General features: G+C 47.3%; 11 protein-coding genes. 1 reads left to right on the top strand and 10 read right to left on the bottom strand.

Going from position 1 to position 16,179, the window contains the following annotated elements; genetic code table 11:
• Nucleotides 1-22: 22 nt before the first annotated feature.
• Complete coding sequence (locus DFQ00_RS17895) at nucleotides 23-3,208, bottom strand: copper amine oxidase N-terminal domain-containing protein (protein ID WP_167433762.1); 3,186 nt, start codon at nucleotides 3,206-3,208, stop codon at nucleotides 23-25.
• Nucleotides 3,209-3,554: 346 nt separating this feature from the next.
• Between DFQ00_RS17895 and DFQ00_RS17890 the strand changes: the two genes are divergently transcribed.
• Nucleotides 3,555-4,517: a hypothetical protein gene (locus DFQ00_RS17890; RefSeq protein ID WP_110897848.1), complete on the top strand. Its 963-nt coding sequence runs from the start codon at nucleotides 3,555-3,557 to the stop codon at nucleotides 4,515-4,517.
• A 344-nt stretch (nucleotides 4,518-4,861) separates the two neighbouring features.
• Here DFQ00_RS17890 and DFQ00_RS17885 read toward each other — a convergent pair whose 3' ends face one another.
• The 9 genes from DFQ00_RS17885 to purH all read right to left on the bottom strand — a co-directional run bounded on the left by DFQ00_RS17885 (nucleotide 4,862) and on the right by purH (nucleotide 16,159).
• Nucleotides 4,862-5,467 carry a GNAT family N-acetyltransferase gene (locus DFQ00_RS17885; RefSeq protein ID WP_244213910.1) on the bottom strand — a complete coding sequence of 202 codons (606 nt, stop codon included), beginning with the start codon at nucleotides 5,465-5,467 and terminating at the stop codon, nucleotides 4,862-4,864.
• 86 nt (nucleotides 5,468-5,553) lie between these two features.
• Nucleotides 5,554-6,786 (bottom strand): threonine ammonia-lyase IlvA, encoded by a 1,233-nt coding sequence (gene ilvA, locus DFQ00_RS17880; RefSeq protein WP_110897947.1) that lies wholly within the window; start codon nucleotides 6,784-6,786, stop codon nucleotides 5,554-5,556.
• Between the two features lie 135 nt (nucleotides 6,787-6,921).
• Nucleotides 6,922-7,794, bottom strand: coding sequence for an alpha/beta fold hydrolase (locus DFQ00_RS17875; protein WP_110897847.1), 873 nt, complete (start codon nucleotides 7,792-7,794; stop codon nucleotides 6,922-6,924).
• 257 nt (nucleotides 7,795-8,051) lie between these two features.
• Nucleotides 8,052-8,657, bottom strand: coding sequence for an alpha/beta hydrolase (locus tag DFQ00_RS17870; RefSeq protein WP_110897946.1), 606 nt, complete (start codon nucleotides 8,655-8,657; stop codon nucleotides 8,052-8,054).
• Between the two features lie 14 nt (nucleotides 8,658-8,671).
• Nucleotides 8,672-9,619, bottom strand: coding sequence for a ring-cleaving dioxygenase (locus tag DFQ00_RS17865; RefSeq protein WP_425271038.1), 948 nt, complete (start codon nucleotides 9,617-9,619; stop codon nucleotides 8,672-8,674).
• A 286-nt stretch (nucleotides 9,620-9,905) separates the two neighbouring features.
• Complete coding sequence (locus DFQ00_RS17860; protein ID WP_110897846.1) at nucleotides 9,906-10,988, bottom strand: hemolysin family protein; 1,083 nt, start codon at nucleotides 10,986-10,988, stop codon at nucleotides 9,906-9,908.
• A gap of 89 nt (nucleotides 10,989-11,077) precedes the next feature.
• Nucleotides 11,078-12,415, bottom strand: a complete 1,338-nt coding sequence (locus DFQ00_RS17855) for a hemolysin family protein (protein ID WP_110897845.1) — start codon at nucleotides 12,413-12,415, stop codon at nucleotides 11,078-11,080.
• Between the two features lie 765 nt (nucleotides 12,416-13,180).
• The gene (gene purD / locus DFQ00_RS17850) at nucleotides 13,181-14,446 is read right to left on the bottom strand and encodes a phosphoribosylamine--glycine ligase (protein WP_110897844.1); all 1,266 of its coding nucleotides are present in this window, start codon (nucleotides 14,444-14,446) and stop codon (nucleotides 13,181-13,183) included.
• Between the two features lie 165 nt (nucleotides 14,447-14,611).
• Complete coding sequence (gene purH / locus DFQ00_RS17845; RefSeq protein ID WP_110897843.1) at nucleotides 14,612-16,159, bottom strand: bifunctional phosphoribosylaminoimidazolecarboxamide formyltransferase/IMP cyclohydrolase; 1,548 nt, start codon at nucleotides 16,157-16,159, stop codon at nucleotides 14,612-14,614.
• Nucleotides 16,160-16,179 lie beyond the last annotated feature (20 nt).

The raw sequence follows: 16,179 nt of genomic DNA, 5'->3' as shown, positions 1-16,179 counted from the left end.
TTACAGTACTGTTTTTTTACACTTATGGGGTTTGGTTTCCCGATGATGTCGATTCGCTACCGGTATTATTGTCTCCACCCGAAGCACTCGCTCCGCCGCCATTTGTGTCAGGTGAGGAGGTACCTGAAGCATTCGCTGCTGGAATTGTAAAAGTGACTTCATTAGATTTACTTGATGTGTTTTTTGTTAAATCAGAGGGTACTGCTACAACCCAAATTTTATAGTCTCCAGCTGCAAAATCTACATCAGTTGAATCCTTAGCGGAACTTCCAATTGGCACACTTATGGGTTGGTTGTCGTTTACATTCACCGTTTTAATAGCTTTAAAGTTTTGACTCGCAGGATTAGTCTTAGTAATATAAATTTCATAGCCGGCAATACCCGTTTCGTTGGGCTTGGTAAAGCTCACACTAACGGAATCGGCTGTTGCCGTTGGTGTTTGAACATTCACTGCCCCTAAAGATGTTGGTTTTTTTGCATTTATTGTAAAGTTACCAGATGTAGCAATACTTGATTCTCTATTAGCATCAGAGGATTCGGACAAGATAACAATTTTATACGAGATTCCGTCTTTAATTGTATTTCCGTTGCTATCTTTCAGTACTTCAGGCAAATCCGAAGTTCCTGGACTAACTTGAATCGCATCACCTTTTACTACAGTTGCTTTAGCAATGTTAGTGTCAAATGCAGTCGATGAAGGTACAATCATTAACATATAACGTCCAATTCCCTGTATAGAATCTGGCTGGGTAAAGGTGACTGTCACATCGGATGCGTTACCTTGGGCTTGATCTACGCCTTTGACTCCAAAATTAGTGATTTTAACTGGCAATACAGCAGACCTCACAGACAAACTAATGTCAGCATAAGCCGTAGACAATACATTAGCGCTGCTATTGTTACTCATAGCAAGAACAAAAATGCGATAATTCTGATTATTGATAATATCTGCACCATCTGTTGTTCTAACATTTTCTAGATTAAATGTGTAATCTCCACTTCCACTTGCTTTATTAACAACCTTGAAGTTAGGATTTCTATTTGCTTCCTCCAGGTTGAATCTTCCTACATTAGCGGCCTTCACAACGAAAACTCGATAATGGTTTATATTCGCCTCATTTTGAGATCTATTAAATGTCACCTGCAGATCTTTGCCATTTCCATTATCCGCAACGTCAGTTGCGTTAACCTTAGTCGGTGCTGTAATCGCTAAATTCTGTGTCAGTGTAATTTGAGCCGAATATGAGGACAAAGCATTCTGGCTCCAATTGCCGTTGTTGTTCACGGACAGGACAAATACCCGATAAGGAACGTTGTTGGTAATCCGATATCCGTTGGTATCCACTGCATAACTTGGAAGTGATACTACCAGATTACTTCCCGTTTTATTCACCTGAGTATAGTTATTCGATGAATTGGCTGCATTCAGATTGAAGCTTCCCGAATAATTCGCAGGCACCACGAACACACGGTAGTGTGAAATATTGGACTCATCCGACGCTCTGTTGAATGTCACGCGCAGATCAGAACCGTTCCCGTTGTCCCCGATATCTGTAACAGACAGATTACTCGCCACACCTGCAGTGCTATTGGACGTCAATCTCAAGACACTTGAAGAAGCCGACAGCGCATTGGTGTAGTTATTTTGCTGGCTGCCTGCTGCCATGACATAGATTCGATAGTCCTGCAAATTCGTGATGTTATATCCGCTGGTATCCCGCATATTCGATGGCAGGGTTACGGCAATGTTATTGCCTGTTTTGTTGACCGTATAATAGAGACTGGAAGACAGATTGCTTGCTGTATTCAGATTAAAGCTGCTGGTTACCGAGTTGCGTACAACAAACACACGATAGTTTGCCACCTTCGACTCATCCGATACACGGTTAAAGCTTACCTGGATGTCACGGCCATCTCCATAATCTGAAATGTCTCTCACTTGTGTAATCACTGGAGCTGCCGCTGTATTCACAGACAGTGTCAGGGAGGATGAGACAGTGGACAGCTTGTTATCCATTGTTGTATTCGCACTTACCGACATGATGTATACCACATACGCTGTGCCGTTCTTGATCAGTTCTCCAGAAGTATCCCGAGATGAGGAGGTCAGCTGAGTTTTGACTGTAGTAGAGCTGCCTTTGTATATGATCGTGGAATTGGCACTGGATACTTTATTAGCTGTATCGAGACTAAACGTCGATGCATCCTTGGCTTTCACCACAAACGCACGGTAATACGTAATATTGGACGTCGTGCTTGGCTGTGTAAAATTAATCTCCATATCTCTACCATCGGCATTATCGCTTACGTCAGCTATACGCAGCCCTGTTACAGCTTGAACAGAAGCCTTCACCTGGTTCAGCTTCAGGACCTGGGAAGACCAGTTCAATGTGTTTTTGTAGTTATTGCTGCTATTGCCTACGGTCAATACATACAGACGGTAACTTTCATTGCTGTTCAGCAAATCTCCGTTAACATCACGTGTCTGAGCGTTCAGGGTGAGCTTTGGATTGCTGCCGTTTGGCGTAATAGACGTATAATTGGTGGAAGGAACAGCTGAGGCCGCATTTTCGTTGAAGCTGTTCACATCCCGTGTTTTCACCAGCATGATCCGATACGCGGATACGCTGTTCTCAGAAGTGGCGCGTGTAAAGCTCACTGTCAGATCACGGCCATCTCCGTTACTGCCGGATACCGAGCCATATATATTCCACGCCGCTAACTGAGTATTGTCTACTGGCGTTTCAGGCGTCGACGACGTTGTTTGGATATCTACACGTTGATTCCGTGAGTTCCAGAATACTTTTTCCCCAAAAGCTTCACTCACAAAACGAATCGGCACCATCGTATTGCCCCGAATCGTACTTGCAGGCACATCCAGCATGGTGAGCTGTCCGTTGATATATGCAACCTTGGAACCAAGGGTTAATGAAACCTCCTGATCTCCACGTGTTGCTGTAATTCTTTTCGTTTGGTTACTGTACTTTACTTCTGCATCCAGTCCTTCAAAAATTGACCGTAGCGGAACAAGTACCCGTCCAGCCTTCATGACTGGAGCTTGAGCAGACGGCAGCTCGGCATCATTAATATAGATACTGATTCGTGCAGCTGCGTCCATCACTGATAGTGGCAGAGCAGACATGAGCATGGCCGACACGGCCAGCGCTGACATCACCTTTTTGACTTGACTTCCTCCCGCTTTCCTCATACCTCTATCCCCATTCTCTCCATAATTAGTAGTATCCGTATAAATTAGCTGTGCAACTGGTGAATTCCTGTATTTTCCTATGCACATCTAAGACGTTCCGACTCGATAAAAAGTTTCCGGTCTGCCCATAATTATTTTCGCAAAAAAATTTACCTTCCATCTACCTTAAAAAGTTAAAAATAACAGAATAATTTGTCATTATTCCGCAACCACTTTATGTGCCAATTACTGTAACCTGTGGGTAACGGTTAACCAATACAGCTTGGCAAGGGGATTTATTTTCCCAGCAAGCCAGCCTATACTTCAATCACATCTGACACTATAGAAATACAGGAGGTTTATACGGATGACATTATCTTCGCATTCTTTAAAAAAAGGATTACGTACGTTACTTACCGCCACAGCACTAACTATGCTGCTTCAAACGGCTGCTGCTCCAATCGCTAACATGGCTTCTGCTGCACCGGCTGCGGAGACCAAGGTTACCTCAGCCAGCTCATCCACGATCTACAAGTCCTTCCAGAGCATGCTTTACAAAAAAAATGGGCTGCCCGCAGCAGACCGCTACCTTGAGTCCAAGATCAGCCAAGTCACTCCATATCATGCGACATTGATGGTAATGCAGCTGGAGAACGCCCGGATCAAGGCATTGAACGCTATGACAGATCGTATGCTTGTCCCGAATGTACAGGATCAGATGTTGAAAATCTATAAGTGGAAGGACAGCTTCACCCAACTAATGTACCGCACCAAAGACAACACACTACGCAACTTGCTGCAACAAGCCAGAGACAGCGGTTATCGCCTGACGATGATTGAGGGGTCGCTGTATCCGATCATGGATTATGCGGCTTTTGACAAGTATACCGCCTACGTGAATAAGGATATTAAACAGTACATTCAAATTATGGAAGTAGAAACAAGCAACATTTCCACAGAGGATGGAGGCCTCATGATCGGATATCAGGAGATGCTCAATCGTGCGCTGAATCAGGAACAATTCCTGAATGATTATCCCAAGTCCAATCGGAAGCAGCAGGTCCAGATGCTGATGAACGAGTATACCTTTTATACGTTTTACGGGCTGGATAATACACCTCTGTTCGATTATGATACCAATGTCATGGATGCCAACGCCCAAAAAGGTTACAAAGCTGTCTTACAACGCAACTCCTCCAAGAACAGTGCTTTTCTGAAAAAACTGAATGCTTTCATGGAGGTCGTTGCCGAATCCAGGTATGAACAAACCAAAGCAGTAGAAAACTGGCTGGAACTGAATGTGCCTAGGAGTGAGTTCTGGAACCAGTAAATTTCTCGCCTAGTGAGCTGAAGGATAAGTGATGGAGACTACATTAGGTAAGGGATGCCCGGAATCCAGCGTGTTCCTGACCATTGGGGCATGTGTGATTGAGGATGGGGCACGACATCCTTTGTAACGATCAAAAAGACGAACATCGCACTAACGGCGAGGGTTCGTCTTTTTTTGGCGTGTCTCATGCGGGTGACAGAGCTCTTGAAAGAGCTATATAGGTTATTTCCTATTGCATACGTCAGTATTCATCATCTTTCACCCAGAGCCGCCTCCACCGATCCAGTAACGCTATGGTCTGTTGGCCAAATTTAAACACGGTCGCAGCTAGTCCATAGTCTAGCCTACAGTGCTTGAATCGGTTTAATCATATGATAATACGCATGTCCTCCAATAAGGATGACTTCATCCTGAACGTAGCCCTGCCGTTCATACAGCTGCCTCGCACGGCCATTGTCCTCTTCTACGATGAGGGCAGCCCGTGTGTGCCCGAGTTGTTTCCCCTGCTGCTCAAAAGCAGCCATCAGCGCACGGCCGATGCCCTGCCCCTGAAATGGCTCGCTTACCGAGAGAGTATCCAGATAATACTCCCCAGGACGGGTTTCTTTGACCAAAGTATATTTCTCGTCGGTACTCCGTCCAGCCCGATCCAGAATCGGCTGATCCAGACGGTCCGCATCATCGCCCGCATAAGCGACCAGAATTCCGGCAATCTGCCCTTCCTGCTCCATCACGGTGATGTTCTGATAACTGATTCGGTTATGTTCCTGTGTCATATATTCACGCAAGATACACATCGCCTGCTCATGATCACCTTCGCCTGCAAGTGCATATGCGATATCGTCAATCGCCTGCACCAGTAGCGGAAGCATCTGATCCACATCTTCCTTTCGCGCAGGTCGGAGCTGAAGTGCTGTATTCTGCTGATCTGATGCTGTAGTTGGTTTCAATTGTAAATAGATCCCCCTCTCTACATATCGGTGCTATTCCAGTCTTTGCAACACCATCTTCTGATCACGCTGGCTGGAATGCTTCGTCAGATTAACATGTTGAACAGATTAAGGTTTTTGTTCAGCTCGGTATAAGCAATACCTTTGCGATTCATACGTTCAATCAGCGGCTGGTAGTCCTCTTTATACATCAGCTCGATGCCGACCAGGGCAGGGCCGTTCTCCTTGTCATGCTTTTTCGTATATTCAAATCTGGCGATATCATCATTCGGACCGAGCACTTCCTCAAGGAACTCACGCAAAGCCCCTGCACGCTGCGGGAAATTCACCATGAAGTAATATTTCAGCCCTTCATAGATCAAGGAACGCTCCTTGATCTCCTGCATCCGGTCGATATCATTGTTACCGCCGCTAATGACACAAACTACTGTCTTGCCTGCGATCTGTTCCCGGTACTGGTCGAGTGCAGCCACAGCCAGCGAACCGGCTGGCTCCACCACGATGGCATTTTCGTTATATAACTCCAGAATGGTTGTGCAGGCTTTGCCTTCCGGGACCTTCACAATATCATCCAGAATGCTGCTGCAGATGTCATACGTCAGATCGCCGACCCGCTTTACTGCTGCGCCATCAACAAACTTATCAATATCATCCAGTGTGACCACCTGTTTACGGAACATCGCTTCGCTCATGGAAGCCGCGCCAAGCGGCTCAACGCCGATAATTTGAGTATCCGGGCTGACGGTTCTCATATATGTTCCCACACCGGCTGCCAGACCACCGCCACCAATCGTGACAAATACATAATCTGCATGTTCGTCGAGACTTTCCATGATCTCCATACCTACCGTACCGTTCCCCGCAATAATTTTGGGTGAATCAAACGGATGGATAAAGGTCATGCCCTGCTCGTCACACGCACGCATCGCTTCGGCATATGCATCATCATACGTATCCCCGATCAGAACAACTTCAACATTATCGCCGCCAAAACGACGCACCTGCTTCACCTTCTGGTTGGGCGTTGTGCTTGGCATGAAGATTTTGCCGTGAATGCCCAGCGTATTACAGCTGAATGCAACCCCTTGGGCATGATTGCCGGCACTGGCACAGACAATCCCCTTCTCCATCTCGGCCGGAGTTAAACTGCGAATCATGTTGTAGGCGCCACGAATTTTAAATGAACGCACCACTTGCAGGTCCTCACGCTTCAGATAAACGTTACAGTTATATTTGGCCGACAATACAGCATCCCGCTGTAGCGGCGTTCTTACAATCACTTCGCGCAGCACATGATGTGCGCGCACGATATCCTCCATGCCAACACTGGCATGTCTGGAGCTCTCATTTCCGGTACTCGTTCCTGTTGTTTCTTGATTCTCTGGTTTCATCTGTCCCCACACTCCGCTTATATGGTCTAACAATGTCACACATTGCTTTTTCTTTTTATTGTATCACTTTTGCTCTCCGTCCTGCACCATCCGCAGAATCTCTGCCGTAATCACCTCAGGATCTGTAAACATCACCATATGCCCTGACTGTGCGGCCTCCACCCATCTGGCGTTGGACAGCTTGTTTACCGTCTGCTGGTGGGCCTTTACGATTGCGGGTCTGATCTTACGCTCGCCTGTGCCTGGCAATGTACCTGAAATCAGGCTGACCGCCGCATTGCCCAGCTTGGGAGGCTGCGCCTGCAGCATTTTCAAATCCTGTATAAATCCCTTTACCTCCGCAGCCATCGTGCGAGCCGCCTGTACTGTAAAGTCCTCCTGGTGGTGATCCGCAACAACATCAGCAGGCTGCAGGTTGAATTCTTTGATGCCAAGGAAACGATACAAGCCCAGACGAGCCAGCAGCGGCATCAGTGCACCATTTATCGCAAAGCCCACCTTCGCCACCCTGGTAAAATACAAATCACAATGCTCATCCGACGGATCAACGAGCACAATCCCCTTCAGGCGAGACAGATGGGCCGTTGCCACTGTACGAACAATGGGACCTCCCCAGCTATGTCCTACCAGAATAAGCGGCCCTGACCCAAGCGCATCCAGCAGCTCGTTCAGGTCTTCTGCAATTCGTGCAAGTGTACGAGGGGAAGCATCGACATCACTTCGTCCCGCTCCAGCCCTGTCGTATACAATGGTACGTGCATATTCGGCTACAGCGGGTACAATCAGCCCCCATGTTGATCTGGAGACACCCATGCCCGATTCAAACACAACCGTAACTTCCCCTGCTCCCCCGGACATATAATGAAGCCTTCGGCCATCACGGGTCTGAATATAAGCACTTGCCCCAAACGTATGTAAAACGGGCTGTTGACTCATCTACTCCCCTTCCTCCCTCCATTGATCCGCATCCAGCTCTATTTTCTGTCCTCTGTCCCTATCTGCACCCATCTCTAAATGAAAATGATTATCAATTAATTATACCTTGTTCTATGTAAAAAAAGAACACCCGATCCGCCATCTCATCGGGTGTCCCTGCCAGCCATGTAGTGGCTGCCTTTTATCTACGACTACCATAATGCTTGTTGTTCAGTCGATACATTCGCGCAAATATGTCTTGAATAATCTCACCGTCATTACGCCTGTGACTGATACCAGGATGCAGCCGCCGCTGCCTCGGTGCGGGTCAGCTGATGCCCCTGACGCTCCCAGTGCATGTGCACAGCAGCACCTGCTCCGCTCAGAAGTGAAGCCAATTCCTCGGTTTCACGGCGAGGTACGATTGGATCATTCTCGCCTGCACCGATGAACACTGGCAATCCTGTCAGATCAGGCAGTGTGAGTCTTCGCAGCGGTACCATGGGATGATGCAGAATCGCTCCCTTGAATACATCCGCCTGATGGAACATCAGGCTTGCTGCTATATTCGCGCCATTGGAGTATCCCAGTGCGTAGACATTCTTCCGATCGAATCCATACGCTGCCGCAGCAGCATCAATGAAGGAGCCCAGCTCCGCTGTGCGTGCAATCAGATCCTCTTCGTCAAAGATACCTTCGGCAAGACGTCGGAAGAAACGTGGCATGCCATTCTCGGATACATTCCCGCGTACACCAAGCACAGCTGCACCTGGTGCAATCATCTCTGCCAGTCCGATCAGATCGTTCTCGGTACCTCCAGTACCGTGCAGCAGCAGCATCGTTGGTGCATCCGGCTGTGCACCTGCTTTATAAATATGTTTCATTGTCGCTGTACTCATCATTTAACGTCCCCTTTCCACTCACGTACTTGAATCGGCGGCAGCAATTGTTCAATCTGCGCGCGCTGTGGTTCGTACCATTCAGGCAGCATCAATTTCTCGCCCATGCTTTCTTCCGGCTCATCCCGCGCGAAGCCCGGAGGATCTGTGGCAATCTCGAACAGAATGCCGCCTGGCTCCCGGAAATATACCGCATTGAAGTATTGACGGTCAATTACAGGTGTTGGGTGATATCCGGTTTGCTCCAGTTCCTGCTGGATCTGTTCATGCTCGGTGTAATCTTTGGCACGCCATGCAATGTGATGCACCGTTCCTGCACCACCGATGCCGCGCTGGATGCCTGTCGATTGGATATCAATAATCTGTCCCAGATCACCGCTGGCACGCAGTCGGATCAGACCATTCTCTTCATCCACCTGCTCCAGACCCAGCTTGCTGACGAGCACCTCCATCGTTTTTTCAGGTACATGACTGTACAGTACCGCACCGCCGAAGCCCTTGATGGCATGCTCCGGGGTTACTCCGTTAAATGTCCATTGGCTTGGCTGACCGCCTTCGCGTTCCACCAGTTCAAGCAGCAATCCACCTTTATCGAAGAAACGAATGTAGCTTTCACCGAATCTCGTTTTATTTTCATATGGAATATCAAAGGAAGCAAGACGTTCTTTCCAGAACGACAGGCTGCCCACAGGTACCGCATAGACAGTAACCCCGGTCTGCCCTGAGCCAATGACACCTCTTCTTGCATTCTGCTGCGGGAAAAAGGTGATAATTGTACCCGGCGCCCCCTGCTCATTGCCATAGTACAAGTGATACACATCCGGTGCATCAAAGTTAATTGTTTTTTTCACCAGTCTGAGTCCCAGTACACCTGCGTAAAAATCTACATTTTTCTGTGCATCGTCTACAAAAGCCGTAATGTGATGAATTCCTGAAGTTCTGAACATAATCTCCACTCCCTTGACTTTATAATCGTATTTTGGTTGTTGTGCACCGCTTTTATTTGTTCTTTGCCTTTATTGGGCTTTACTTGTATTTATCTTTAAATTAAGATTCTTTAAATTTATATTAGTACATTTCCTTTCATTACGCAAGCATTTATTTTAAAATTAAGACTTTAGTACTGTGAATCATTTTCAAATTTTTCATTTGTACGTTCCAAGCAAGGATACCTATGAAAAAACAGGCCCCGTAATTCGGGAGCCTGTTGGTTGCAGCTCAGTATTGTGTTTATTATACCAGCTTTAATTTCTTCGGCGGATGAACCAAATCCTTATGCTCATACTCATCCTTGATATCCCCAACAATCTCTTCGAGAATATCCTCCATCGTGACCATTCCAATGGTATCCCCTGCTTCGTTTCGGACTGATGCAATATGCACGCGGCTCTGCTGCATCTGAATGAGCACATCCTTGATTGGCGAACGCTCCGAGAAGCTTGGCATTGGATGCATAAAGGTGTTCATACTGAACTCCCTGCCTGCAGCCACACTGGTCAAGGTTTGTTTCGTATTAATAAAACCGACAAAATGGTTGGTTTCCCCGGATGCAATGACTGGATATCTTGTATATTCATGCCGGTTCAACACCTCAATAATCTGATCCAGCGGCATATCTTTGTTCAGTGTAACAATTTTGTTGTGCGGAATCATAATCTCCTGGAGCAAACGCTCATCAAACGCAAAAATGTTTTTGAGATAGTCCAGCTCGGTTTGGTTGATCTCCCCGCTCTCATACGATTGCGCCATAATCAGCTTCAGCTCCTCTTCGGAGTGAACGGTATCATGTCCGGCCGGTTTGATCCCGAACAGGCCGAGCAGCAAACGAGCTGCACCATTCAAAGCATAGATGAACGGATTCATAATTTTACCGAACCAGTAGAGCGGTGGGGCAAGCATTAAAGTCATCCGCTCGGCAAACTGGATGGCCAGTGTTTTGGGCGCCAATTCACCAATCACAACGTGCAGGAAGGTGATCACTGCCAGTGCAATACCGTAAGAAAGTACCGTGGACAACGCAGCCGGCACTTCAAGACGCTCAAATAACGGATGCAGCATCTTCTCTACCGTTGGCTCACCCAAGGCCCCCAGCACGAGAGCTGTAATGGTAATCCCCAGTTGACAAGCTGACAGATAATAATCCAGGTTATGTGCCACTTTTTTGGCGATTACTGCTTTTTTGTTGCCTTCCGCGATCAATTGATCAATACGGGACATCCGCACTTTCAGAATCGCGAACTCAGCGCCTACGAAAAACGCGGTCAGACCGATAAATATAACGACTAAAAATAGGTTTAAGGCTATTATTCCGTCCAATGACTTCCCTCAGATTGAGGGATTCACCTCCATTAAGTTTTAAAATGTACATGCAGATCAGGTACACATATACTCAAGCTCTCATAACATTAAGCCAGATCACTTGCAGGCTCTTGAACCTCCGCGCCCTGTACACGCTCAAGCAGCACCTGCTTGATGTGATAGTTCTCGGCATCCACAACGGTCCAGACATAGTCGCCGTGTTCAACCGTATCTCCTTTTTCCACACCGACACCCTTCTGGTACTGAATCCATCCGGCAACGGTATCCATCTCTTCATTGCCCTCGAACACAATCCCGAACTGTCGCTCCAGTTCATCCAGAAGCACGCGACCGTTAATCAGATACTGGTTTTTCCCGGTTTCCTGAATGTCTGCCACTTCATCCGCATCGAATTCATCCCTGATCTCGCCTACCAGCTCTTCAAGGATATCCTCCATCGTAATGATTCCCGAAGTACCACCGTATTCATCCACGACGACAGCCATGTGAACTCGTTCCTGCTGCATTTTAATCATTGCATCCTGAATGGAAGTCACTTCCGACACAAATGGAATCTCTCGCACGAATTCACTCAATTGATATGCACGAGTCGCCACCATGTCCGGCAAAATCTTCTTCACGTTTACGACACCAATAATACGGTCCTTGTCTCCATCCTCAATTACGGGATATCTGGAGTAGTTATGCTCATCCAGAATAGGAATAATGTCGTCATAAGTCATATCCTGATTCAATGTAACCAATTCTGTACGCGGAACCATGATGTCTTTGGCATCCCGTTCGTCGAACACAAAAACATTTTCCAGGTACGAAAGCTTTGTCTTGTTGCTCTCATCGCCTTCATAGCTCTGATTCATAATAATTTTAATCTCGTCCTCTGAGTAGGCTTGATCATGTCCTGCAGGTTTCACACCCAATCCACGCAGAATTACACGAGAGGCACCATTAAGTGCCCAGATGAACGGGTACATGATTTTACCAAACCAGTACAGCGGCGGCGAAAGTAATAACGTCAGTTTTTCCGAAAACTGAATCGCCAGCGTTTTGGGTGCCATCTCACCAACAACGACATGCAAAAACGTAACGAGAATAAAAGCTATCGCATAAGAAGCAATTGCCGAGATAGAAGCGGGTACGTCCAGGTAGCTGAACACAGGATACAGCAATCTCTCCACCGTTGGTTTACCCAAAGCACCGAGTCCCAAGGCGGTAACGGTAATCCCGAGCTGACAGGCAGATAGATAATAATCGAGATTCGAGACAACCTTTTTGGCTAACACTGCCTGTTTATTTCCCTCGGCAACCAGTTGATCCACTCTTGATGTACGAATCTTAACTACTGCAAACTCCGATGCCACGAAAAATGCAGTCAATACAATCAAGATGATAAGTAATGCGATATTTAATATGGTAATTATGTCCAAAGACTTCCCCGATCCTCAGGGATTCACCTCCAAAGATAGTTACAGCGTGATTCGTCAATATTTATGCCATTAACTATTCATGCGCTGTTTGTGTTACTAAAGCAAGGGTCGATTGATGTATCAAACATTATATAAAAATCAGTTCATGATCATTTCTGTATAAGTTGCACAATGACCTTGTAAATCTAAAACAGGAATCCAAGATGAAGCCAATAACGTCCATGACGTTTTAGAAACGACTTCAATCAAAACGGGTTACCCCTCATGCTGTCCATTGTTCCTTGATTAACTCCACCTAGATTCTCCATTTGGACAATTTACAATATCGCCTACCCAATAGATATCCACCTCCCCTCGTACCGATTCCTGTTTCCGAAAAGTATATCATGATTTGATCCAAACCATCCAGTTGCACGTCATGGTTTGGCATAAGCTTACAGTCTATTGTTCACAGAATAGTCTATATGTATGTTATGCCTTTGGCTGCTAATCCAGCGTGATCCCTGCTTCGTTAATGATCGTAATTTATTGTTGTTCTCTCTAATAGATTAGTCCATTTTAATGAAATACTACCCGCCTCATTCAGAAATTAAACCAATGTGGCTGCTCACTGAAAAGGCTGCTTAAGGTTGTACTCATGCAGGTATGTAGCTGCCTGTTTTACACGCGTTATAGGTAATACGCAGCAAATAGCCCGCAGGATGCAAATACCTTTCGGTACCCCTCCTACGGGCTATTTGGGTTAGTTTTAGAACGCTGCTATGCTTACACTAAAGCTTTGGCTGCAATGTCGCTGCGTTGATGCTTTCCTTCGAACTGAATGCGCTCTGCCTGGGCATATGCTTTGGCTCTCGCTTCCGCAATGTCTGCGCCAAGACCAACCACACCCAGAATTCGTCCACCGTTCGTTACCCATTCTCCGGCTCCGTTACGAGCGGTTCCTGCATGGAATACAACGCCCTCGTGCTCCTCATCGAGTCCGTGGATCACGACACCTTTGGCATAAGGACCCGGATATCCGCCGGAAGCGAGCACAACACATACCGCAGCCTCGTCACTCCATTCAATCTCAATGTCGGCTAATTTCCCGTGCACGGTTGCCCAGAAAATGTCCAGCAGATCACTATTCAACCGGGGCAGCACCACTTGTGTCTCTGGATCTCCAAAACGCGCATTGAACTCAATCGTTTTGGGCTTGCCATCCGGGGAGATCATCAGACCCGCGAACAATACACCGCGGAATGGCCGACCTTCGGATACCATCGCTTTTGCTGTTGGCTTAATAATCGTTTCCACCGCTTCTTCAATAATGGAGGCCGGAATATGTGGAAGCGGGGAGTATGTTCCCATTCCACCCGTATTGGGACCCTGATCATGATCGAAGACAGGCTTGTGATCCTGCGCTGCCGCCATCGGGCGAACAGTCTCGCCATCCACAAAAGCCAGAATCGACATTTCCTGTCCAGCGAGGAATTCTTCAATAATGACTTTAGCTCCAGCTTCACCGAATACCTTATCAACCATAATGCTGCGCAGCGCCTGATTTGCTTCTTCACGGGAGTACGCTACGGTTACCCCTTTACCCGCAGCGAGACCATCCGCTTTAATGACCACCGGAATGGCCTGTTCATCCAGATAGGCTTGAGCCTGCTCATAGTTATCGAACTTCTCATAGGCAGCAGTAGGAATATGATACTTGTGCAGAAGGTCCTTCATAAACGTTTTGCTGCCTTCGATCTCTGCCGCATTACGGCGTGGTCCGAAGACCGGAATGCCTGTCGAGTCAAACGCATCTACGATCCCGTCTGCCAGCGGATCATCTGGTCCGATCACGACAAGGTCTACCTTCAGCTCCACAGCAAGTGCTTTGAGCTTGTCGAATTCATGTACGGCAATCGGATGACATTCTGCCAGCTGTGCAATACCTGCATTTCCCGGCGCACAATGAATTTTACCTGCCTTAGGACTCTTCGCCAGCGCCCAAATGATCGCATGCTCGCGGCCACCGCCGCCAACAACCAAAATATCCATTCGTCTGTTCCCCTCCACGCTTCAATAGTATTGGTATGTTCACACATATCAGATCGTATCTCTTCCTGAAAAAAGGAGTGTCCCATACGTCATGAGCATGACAGGTGACACCCCTTTGTAACACTTGCCACTTATGATGACAACGTATAGCTTATACCTTCATGCCTAGTGTTTGAAATGACGAACACCTGTAAATACCATCGCAATGCCATATTCATTGGCTACTTTGATGGACTCTTCGTCTTTGATCGAACCGCCTGGCTGAATAACTGCTGTAATACCAGCTTTTGCTGCCAGCTCCAATGTATCCCCCATCGGGAAGAATGCATCCGAAGCAAGAACAGCACCTTTGGCCTGCTCTCCAGCTTGCTCAATGGCAATTTTGGCAGCGCCAACACGGTTCATTTGTCCCGCACCTACACCTACCGTCATATCGTTTGCAGCAAGTACAATCGCGTTAGACTTCACATGTTTAACGACTTTCCAGCCAAACAACAGCTGTTTCATTTCTTCTTCGGAAGGTGCACGATCGGTCACTACGTTCAATTCGCTGGCTTCAATCGAGTGTACATCAGACTGCTGCACGATCATACCGCCATCAATGGACGTCACCACGAATTGACTCTCACGGTTGCGTGCTGCACTCAGCTCACCTGTTTTAAGCAAACGAATGTTTTTCTTTTTCGTCAGAATGTCTAATGCTTCTTGAGTAAAATCAGGAGCCAGCACGATTTCCAGGAAAATCTCGCTCAGCTTGTTCGCCGTATCGCTGTCGATAATCCGGTTCGCTGCCACAATGCCGCCGAAGATTGATGTTGGGTCAGCAGCATACGCTTTGCTGTATGCTTCATAGATGCTTTCGCCGATCCCGACGCCGCAAGGGTTCATATGCTTCACCGCAACCACTGCAGGCTCTTCAAATTCTTTGACGATCTGCAAGGCTGCGTTGGCATCATTGATGTTATTATAGGACAGCTCTTTACCGTGCAGCTGCTCAGCTGTTGTCAATGTATCCTGTGCAGCCAGCGGTTTGCGGTAGAATGCCGCCTGTTGGTGTGGATTTTCGCCGTAGCGCAAATCCTGGAGCTTTTCATAAGTAACCGTCAGACGCTCTGGCAACGGGTCGCCGTTCACGTTGGACAGGTAGTCGGAGATGAGTGCATCGTAAGCCGCCGTATGACGGAACACTTTTGCCGCAAGCCGTTTGCGTGTTTCCAGCGTCGTATCTCCGCTGCTGCGAACTTCCTCCAGCACTTGGCTGTAGTCTGCAGCATCAACAACAACGCTGACAAAGGCATGGTTTTTCGCCGCAGAACGGAGCATCGTTGGGCCACCGATATCAATATTCTCGATGGCATCTTCATAGGCTACATCCGGTTTCGCAATCGTTTCCTGGAATGGATACAGATTAACAACAACCAGATCAATATAACCGAGACCAAGCTCCTGCATTTGGCGTGTATGCTCTTCATTATCGCGAACAGCAAGCAATCCACTGTGAACTGCCGGATGTAATGTTTTGACACGTCCGTCCATAATTTCCGGGAATCCGGTCACATCCGAAATTCCGATGACAGGAACGCCTTCCTTCGACAACAGGCTGCTTGTACCTCCTGTCGAAATAATCTCCACACCCATTTGCGACAGCTCGCGGCAAAAGTCCACGATGCCTGTTTTATCCGATACGCTGACCAGCGCTCTTTTGATACTCACAATATGCTCCTCCTTTAATG

Origin of the sequence: Paenibacillus barcinonensis, assembly GCF_003217495.1 — a bacterium.
Classification (GTDB): Bacteria; Bacillota; Bacilli; order Paenibacillales; family Paenibacillaceae; genus Paenibacillus; species Paenibacillus barcinonensis.
The sequence above is the reverse complement of the archived record's forward strand: the minus strand, read 5'-3'. Positions and strand labels throughout refer to the sequence as shown.

Bases quoted from the DNA above. Each gene is read 5' to 3' on its own strand.
- DFQ00_RS17895 (WP_167433762.1), bottom strand. From the start codon at position 3,208: ATGAGGAAAGCGGGAGGAAGTCAAGTCAAAAAGGTGATGTCAGCGCTG.
- DFQ00_RS17890 (WP_110897848.1), top strand. From the start codon at position 3,555: ATGACATTATCTTCGCATTCTTTAAAAAAAGGATTACGTACGTTACTT.
- ilvA (WP_110897947.1), bottom strand. From the start codon at position 6,786: ATGGAGGATATCGTGCGCGCACATCATGTGCTGCGCGAAGTGATTGTA.
- DFQ00_RS17875 (WP_110897847.1), bottom strand. From the start codon at position 7,794: ATGAGTCAACAGCCCGTTTTACATACGTTTGGGGCAAGTGCTTATATT.
- DFQ00_RS17870 (WP_110897946.1), bottom strand. From the start codon at position 8,657: ATGAAACATATTTATAAAGCAGGTGCACAGCCGGATGCACCAACGATG.
- DFQ00_RS17865 (WP_425271038.1), bottom strand. From the start codon at position 9,619: ATGTTCAGAACTTCAGGAATTCATCACATTACGGCTTTTGTAGACGAT.
- purD (WP_110897844.1), bottom strand. From the start codon at position 14,446: ATGGATATTTTGGTTGTTGGCGGCGGTGGCCGCGAGCATGCGATCATT.